This window comes from Pseudaeromonas pectinilytica (genome assembly GCF_054780855.1).
The window spans coordinates 1-6979 of record NZ_BAAGVN010000118.1; the positions used below are offsets into that span (position 1 = coordinate 1).

Here is a 6979-nt window from a genome sequence, read left to right on the forward strand (position 1 = left end):
GGTTGGTATCCATAGCGGGCACCTCAGTCCAGCGAACTTACTGCAAGTATAGATTGCCCCAACACGTAAAGGGAACAGCGCCGGATTTTTCATCGCTGAATATCTGTAACTAAGTTGTCCAAGTATTATTAAGGTTCCTTGATTTACCATGAAATTAGCGCCAGATAGTTGTTACTCCCCCTCGACTACCGATAATGGTGCCCTGTGGCAGCCATTAAGTATACCCATCGGTGTGGGGAGTTGGTTATTGATCCGGGCGCATATCCGGGCAGATAAGCCGAGAGGCACGACGATTTTGTTCTGCCAGTATTTGGATGGTACCGAGGAGAGAATAACACTGCCAGTAAGTCGTCGTGGTAATTTGCTTGAACTGGTGCGACTTTCTGCACCACTACGACAACTTAGTTGGCAGCCGGCGAACAGTGGGGCTTCGTGCCAGTATCATCTAATCGAATTACGTGCCGTGTCTTGGTTAGAACGCTGTCTGCGGCAATGGCAACGTGTTTTACCCATGTATCGACGTCCTCGGTTATTGAGGATCCGTTCGGGCTTATCTCGCTGGTTACCGCTACAGGATCTATCGTTAGCCTATCGTATTGCCGGTGAATTACGCGATGATCGACGTTGCGAGGGGTATGACAGTTGGGTAGCGCAATTTGATCATATAGGAGAAGGTGACCGGAGACGAATCAGACAACAGATATCACGCTGGAAAAATCCTCCGCTGATTCATATTCACCTGATCGGTAACTTAGACATCGATGCCCTTCATCGAACGTTGGCGTCATTATCTCATCAGCTGTATACCAATATCAGGATTTATGCTCCTGCAATTGATGGTCAGTGGCCGTTCTCCATTCTTGAATCTGTTTCAGAGATAAACAGCGGCTGGCACATGTGTTTACCTATTGGCAGTCAATTGAGCGAGCATGCGTTATATTGGTTTGCTTTCTGTGCCCTTGAGTATCCGCGTTGTAAGTTTATTTATAGTGATCATGATCAGCTGCTGGTGCGCTCTCCCGAACAATATATTCGACATTCCCCTTGCTTTAAACCAAATTGGTCGCCGACGTTGTTACATGGTCAGAATTATATAGGATGGAGTGCTGTTTGGTATCAGGATAAATATGGCACATTGCCAGGGGAAACGGGTGAGGCAATCCATGCTCATTGGTTATCCTTATCTGTTTCACTCTTTAATGGTTCGATTTATCATATCGCGTCACCTTTGCTTCACATTTGCGAAGATCATGTTGCCTCTGCCAAGACATGTCCAATAATAATGCATCATCAAATCTATGGTACTGGAGCGGAAGTTCATGACGTCGGTGCGGTGAAACACATATCATGGCCACTGCCCAGCGAATTACCACGGGTGAGTGTGATCATCCCGACTAGGAACGGCTTGGATCATTTACGGCCTTGCATAGAAAGTTTGGTAAACAGGACCGATTATCCATTTCTCGATATTTTAGTGATCGATAATCAAACGAATGACTCTGATACCTTAATGTATTTTGATGAAATACAGCGACACTATGGTGTTCGTGTTTTGTTGTATGATTATGCATTCAATTATTCCGCTATTAACAACTATGCGGCACAGATGTCACATGGTGAATTGCTCTGTTTACTTAATAATGACACCGAAGTGATAAACCCAAACTGGTTGCGAGAGATGGTATCGCATCTGCTGCGGCCTGGCGTCGGTGTTGTGGGAGCAAAATTACTCTACGAAAATGGACAAGTTCAGCATGGCGGTGATGCGGTCGGCCCAGGTGGATGCGCAGACCATTTGCACCATGGCTTAGCACGCGATGAACCTGGCTATTGTTCGCGAGCTCTGTGTGCACAAGAATTATCTGCGGTCACAGGTGCTTGTTTACTAACGTATAAATCTATATATCTGCAGTTGGGCGGCCTAGACTCAGTTCATCTTCCGGTTGCATTCAATGACGTCGATTATTGCCTGCGCGTGCAAGAACTTGGTTTGTCAGTTATTTGGACACCCTTTGCAGAGCTTTACCATCATGAGTCTGTTAGTCGTGGTAAAGATGTTTCTCTTGAGCAAAAAGTCAGAGCTAAAAGAGAGTTGGATTACATGCGCACTCGCTGGAAAAAGCGGCTGGAAGTTGATCCTTACTACAATCCTAACTTGAACTATGACCGACCTGATTTTTCTCTCAGTCGTTCACCACGAGTTTCTTTACCATGGATGAAGTAATTAAACGATTGATGTTTAAACCCTATGTTTCTCTTGGTCGGTCACGGTTAAAGATGCCTCAAGGTGCAACCGCGCCTGCCGAGAGACTTTATATTTTGCACGAAGGGGAGTCTGCAACGTTGGCTTATTTTTCGTTGTCGATTAGGACCCGTTATCCACATTGTGATGTGCATTATCAGGATATCCATTTGCCTCCAGAGCCGATTGCTCCTGGGGATGTGTTGATTGTAATACGTTATATACCTCGTTCTTGGCAAGTATGGCTCGACAGGCAGATGATTAACATTCATCTCATCGTCTATTTCATGGATGATGATTTATTGGATCATCAAGCTTTATCTGCATTGCCAAAGTCTTATCGGAAAAAAATTCTTAAACGGGGTGCTGAGCAACACGCTTGGATTAGTCTGCACTGTGATCAGCTTTGGGTTTCAACGCCATATCTTGCCAAAAAATATCGACATTTGGATGCAGTTCTTATTTCCCCCAGTCCTTGTGTTAGTTATTTGCAGCGACAGAAACCTGTACGTCTTGCCTATCATGGTACTAGCGCTCATCGAGAAGAGAAACAGTGGTTACGCTCCATCATGGAGGGGGTTTTAGCCGCTCGGGAAAATGTTACTTTTGAGTTGTTTGGTGAGTTTGATGTGTATAAAACATATCGAGACCTTCCAAGAGTAAAAGTAATGCACCCTATGAGTTGGAATAATTATCTGGCTTATACAATGACGCATGAGGTTGATATTGGTTTGGCTCCTCTTTTGCCAAGTGAGTTCAACGCGGCGCGGGGGGCGATTAAATTTTTTGATTTTGCTCGCATGGGCGCATTTGGTATATATACTAATGTGGCGCCGTATTCAGATGTAATTGCTCAAAACGTCGATGGGTTGCTTCTTGAAAATAATATTGATATCTGGATCTCGTCACTGTTGCTGCTAGTTGATAATCCAGAAAAACGTGCCTCATTAGTATCGCAAGCGATTCTAAAAGCGCAACGGTTGAGTTCCTCACTGAATGTTAAACTATTGTGCGAGGATGTGTCTTAATGTCGAAAAGCCAGCAATTTTTTTGTAAATCTTGTGCGGCATGATTTTATAGTGTAAATGTTTGTTTAGGTGTTTGCGCCGTCTGCGCGGGGTATTGTACAGTTGATAATGGCATTTTATTGGTTGAACGCCACTAACTCAACATAACGATTATTCATTGTAAGTTTAATTGGTTCGACACTGTCCAATGCTAATTTATTTGATGAGGCTTTGATTTTCCAGTGACAATTTGGGTTTGCAGCCAAGGGCTTTACGCGCGTCGAACGGTATTAAATGCTCTGTTTAACCATCCAATCGAACAGTTAAATTCAGCATCTACTCCCGCGGTGACGGATATATTCGCTGGCTGGGGACAAAAAGCTAATACCAAGCGGATTAAGCAGCAAGCCCAAGAATACGGGGTGCCGTACTGGCAGCTGGAAGATGGGTTTATCGGCTATATCGGCCATCCCGCTCGTGGCGGCAAGGCCGTGTCGCTGGTGGCAGATCCCATCGGGATCTATTACGACGCCAGAATGCCGAGCCATCTTGAGCAATTAATTGCCGCACCTTGTGACCCGGCTCTGCTGGATCGTGCTGCTCTCCTCATCGAGGAAGTGGTGCGCCTTGGTGTGACCAAGTACAACTGCTACGACACGCCGCCTGTTGTCTCCTATCCTCGGTTCTTCTCTCAAGGCTGCAATGCACAAGGCTTACCTCTTCGGCTGGCCCAGCAATTTTCAACTGATGACAGGGCTAAGGTGCTGTTGGTTGATCAAGTCGCAGGCGATCTCTCGATTCCGGGTGCTTTGGCCTGTGACGATGATTTTCTTGCCATGGTGGAAGCCGCGCGTCGCAATCACCCGCATGCTCGGCTATTGCTGCGTACACACCCCGATACCCGTTTTGGTAAGAAGCGGGGCGTGCTAGCTCGCTTACAGCTAAACGATGTCGAGGTCATTGCTGATCATTGCCATCCCCATGTATTACTCAAGCAGGTCGAGGCGGTGTATACCGTTTCTTCGCAACTTGGCTTTGAAGCGCTGTTACTGGGGAAGCCGGTTTATTGCTTCGGGATGCCGTTTTATGCAGGGTGGGGATTGACCCATGACAGCAAACAGTGTGTACGGCGCTGTATTTCGGTCTCGTTGGTCCAATTGGTTGCGGCGGCTTTGATTCTCTATCCTCGCTATTTGGACCCCGTGTTGGGGCAACGTTGTGAAGTGGAAGACATACTGCAAATCATTGCGTGCCAACAGAAGCCCAAGCCCCGTTGGCGCCGTCTCTATCTGGTGGGCTTTTCACTGTGGAAACGCTCTTTTATGCAGGCGTTTTGCCGCCACCTGGCCGATGAGTTGCGTTTTGTGCGCTCGCCACCTGAACGCATATCGGATGATGAACAGATATTAGTGTGGGGCAGTCGTTATCCTGAGCTCACGTCCGTTATCCGCGTCGAAGATGGGTTTATTCGCTCGAAGGGGCTTGGTTCAAATCTATGCCGACCATCATCGTTATCGATTGATTCGGTTGGGATCTACTTTGATAGTCGTAATCCGAGCGGGCTTGAGCAGGTACTTAACTACCACTCCTTGACTGAGGCTGAGGCTCAGCGTGGGGCTGATTTGGTCGATCTTCTACGGCAGCATAGAGTCAGCAAGTATAACGTCGGTGAGGAGCAGCACTATCAGCCGCCCGGTGATGGGCGTTGGCTGGTGTTGGTCGTGGGTCAGGTAGATGGCGATGCCTCTATTGTGACGGGGAGCTCGACCATTCGCAGCAATGAACAGTTGCTCTGGGCGGTCCGGGCCGCTAATCCGCAAGCGCATATTCTGTATAAACCTCATCCTGATGTTGTAGCGGGTAATCGTTTAGGGGCTATCTCTGCATCCTGCTTGGCCGCGTGCGTGGATAGCCAGGTTTTGGACATTGGTCTTTCCTCGCTTTATCCCCATGTGGATGAACTCCACACCATGACCTCCCTCAGCGGGTTCGAGGCCTTGGTGCAGGGCGTTAAGGTGACCACCTGGGGACAACCATTTTATAGCGGCTGGGGGTTAACCACAGATGTTTATCCTCCAGCTCGACGATATCGCAATATTCCACTGAGTTGGTTGGTTTACCTGACTCTGGCTGTTTACCCGCACTATATCGATTGGAACACGGGGTTTTGGATCACCCCGGAGCAGCTTATTCACCAATTAGCGATGCAGGGGAAAGCGGTTGGTACAGGACTGGGGCGTTGGCGGCGTTGGTATTTGAAGGCGAACTATCTGCTGGAAGCCGTCATGCCACTGGTTGTGCGTAAATAGGTGTTAGATTGAATATTCTGTTATTACAGGGACCGATTGGCCCCTTTTTCCATGCTTTAAGTCAGGTATTGCAAGCGGATGGCCATCAGGTTTTTCGTATTTGGTTCAATGGTGGCGATGAGTATTGGCCTGGTGTCGGTCATGGTGAACCGTTTCAGGGTAAGCCAGAAGAGTGGAACTCATTTATTCGTCGTTATATCAAGCAGCATCGAATAGAGATGGTTGCTTGTTATGGAGACTGCCGCTACTACCACAAGCTAGCCGCGCGAATTTGCCGGTTGCGTCATATACCTTTTTGGGCGATGGAGGAAGGTTACCTCAGGCCAGATTTCATCACCGTAGAGCGGGGCGGGGTAAACGCACTCAGCCCTTGGTATGCTAAGCGTCACTTGTTACCGGATATGCAATGGACCACCTCATTCGATGCCTCGTTGTCGATTGGACCGACCATGGTTTTGCGCAGCAAATTTGCAATGCTCTATTACCTTCATAAGGCGTGTGGGCGATGGAAGTACCGCCACTACAAACACCATCGCCCTTGGAATTTTTTCGAAGAGCTATCAGGTTGGGTCTCTGGTGCTGTGGTTAAGCAATGGTACCGAATCGCTGATGTTCAATTACGTAAAACCATACAAGCGCATAAAGGGCATGTTTTTTTCGTTCCTTTACAGGTGACGGAGGATTTTCAGATCCGAGAACATTCGCCGCTCAGTGGTGTAGAAGAGATGGTGGGGGAGGTCATTAATTCTTTTGCTGCTCATGCCAAGTCGCGTGATGTACTGCTGTTTAAACATCATCCGATGGATCGTGGATTTGTCCACTACCGCTCGCAAATTCAACGCTTGATTAATTTACTCGGCTTGGAGGGGAGAGTTTTCTATGGTTATGAACTGCCATTGCCTGAACTCTATCCGCTGCTGAAGGGTGTGGTGACGATCAATAGTACTGTTGGGCTGTCTGCCCTATTGCACAGTGTGCCTACTTTCTGTCTGGGGCGCGCTATTTACGATCTGCCAGGTTTAACGACGCAAGGTGAGTTGGCGCAGTTTTGGCGCAAGCCAAGCCCGGTTAATCGTGAGGTGTTCAAACGATACCGGCATTCGCTGCTTCAATTGACCCAGCTCAACGGTAGTTTTTATAGCCAGTTAGAAGTGAGCACGGCAGCGGTCAAAGAGAAAATCCTAGCCAAATGTTAATCAAATGATCAAACAAAGTTAAGGAATCGCGACTACATTCAATCGTAAGAGGTACCTGAGCCGCTGTCGTCATTCGCTGAATGATGTGGTGTCATAAGGAGCTTGCGATGAAGATATTCCGATCTTGGCAATGCTATTTCTTACTTGATTACCACCATGATTCAGCCCTTCAGGACTACACTTAAAGGGTTCTGTTCTGGAGGGTTAAATCATGGCCAGAAACAA

4 protein-coding genes are annotated in these 6979 nt (G+C 47.6%); all 4 read left to right on the forward strand.

Features of this window, described 5'->3' with window-relative positions; translation table 11 throughout:
* Positions 1-148 precede the first annotated feature (148 nt).
* The 4 genes from ACYVG7_RS08535 (at position 149) to ACYVG7_RS08550 (ending at position 6754) form a co-directional block, all read left to right on the forward strand.
* Positions 149-2224, forward strand: a complete 2076-nt coding sequence (locus tag ACYVG7_RS08535) for a glycosyltransferase (protein ID WP_460882730.1) — start codon at positions 149-151, stop codon at positions 2222-2224.
* A complete protein-coding gene (locus ACYVG7_RS08540; RefSeq protein ID WP_460882731.1) occupies positions 2212-3270 on the forward strand; it encodes a glycosyltransferase family protein in 1059 nt (352 codons plus the stop codon). Before ACYVG7_RS08535 ends, ACYVG7_RS08540 begins: the two co-directional genes overlap by 13 nt.
* A gap of 326 nt (positions 3271-3596) precedes the next feature.
* Positions 3597-5558, forward strand: a complete 1962-nt coding sequence (locus ACYVG7_RS08545) for a capsular polysaccharide biosynthesis protein (protein ID WP_460882732.1) — start codon at positions 3597-3599, stop codon at positions 5556-5558.
* Positions 5559-5566: 8 nt separating this feature from the next.
* The gene (locus tag ACYVG7_RS08550) at positions 5567-6754 is read left to right on the forward strand and encodes a capsule biosynthesis protein (RefSeq protein WP_460882733.1); all 1188 of its coding nucleotides are present in this window, start codon (positions 5567-5569) and stop codon (positions 6752-6754) included.
* Positions 6755-6979 lie beyond the last annotated feature (225 nt).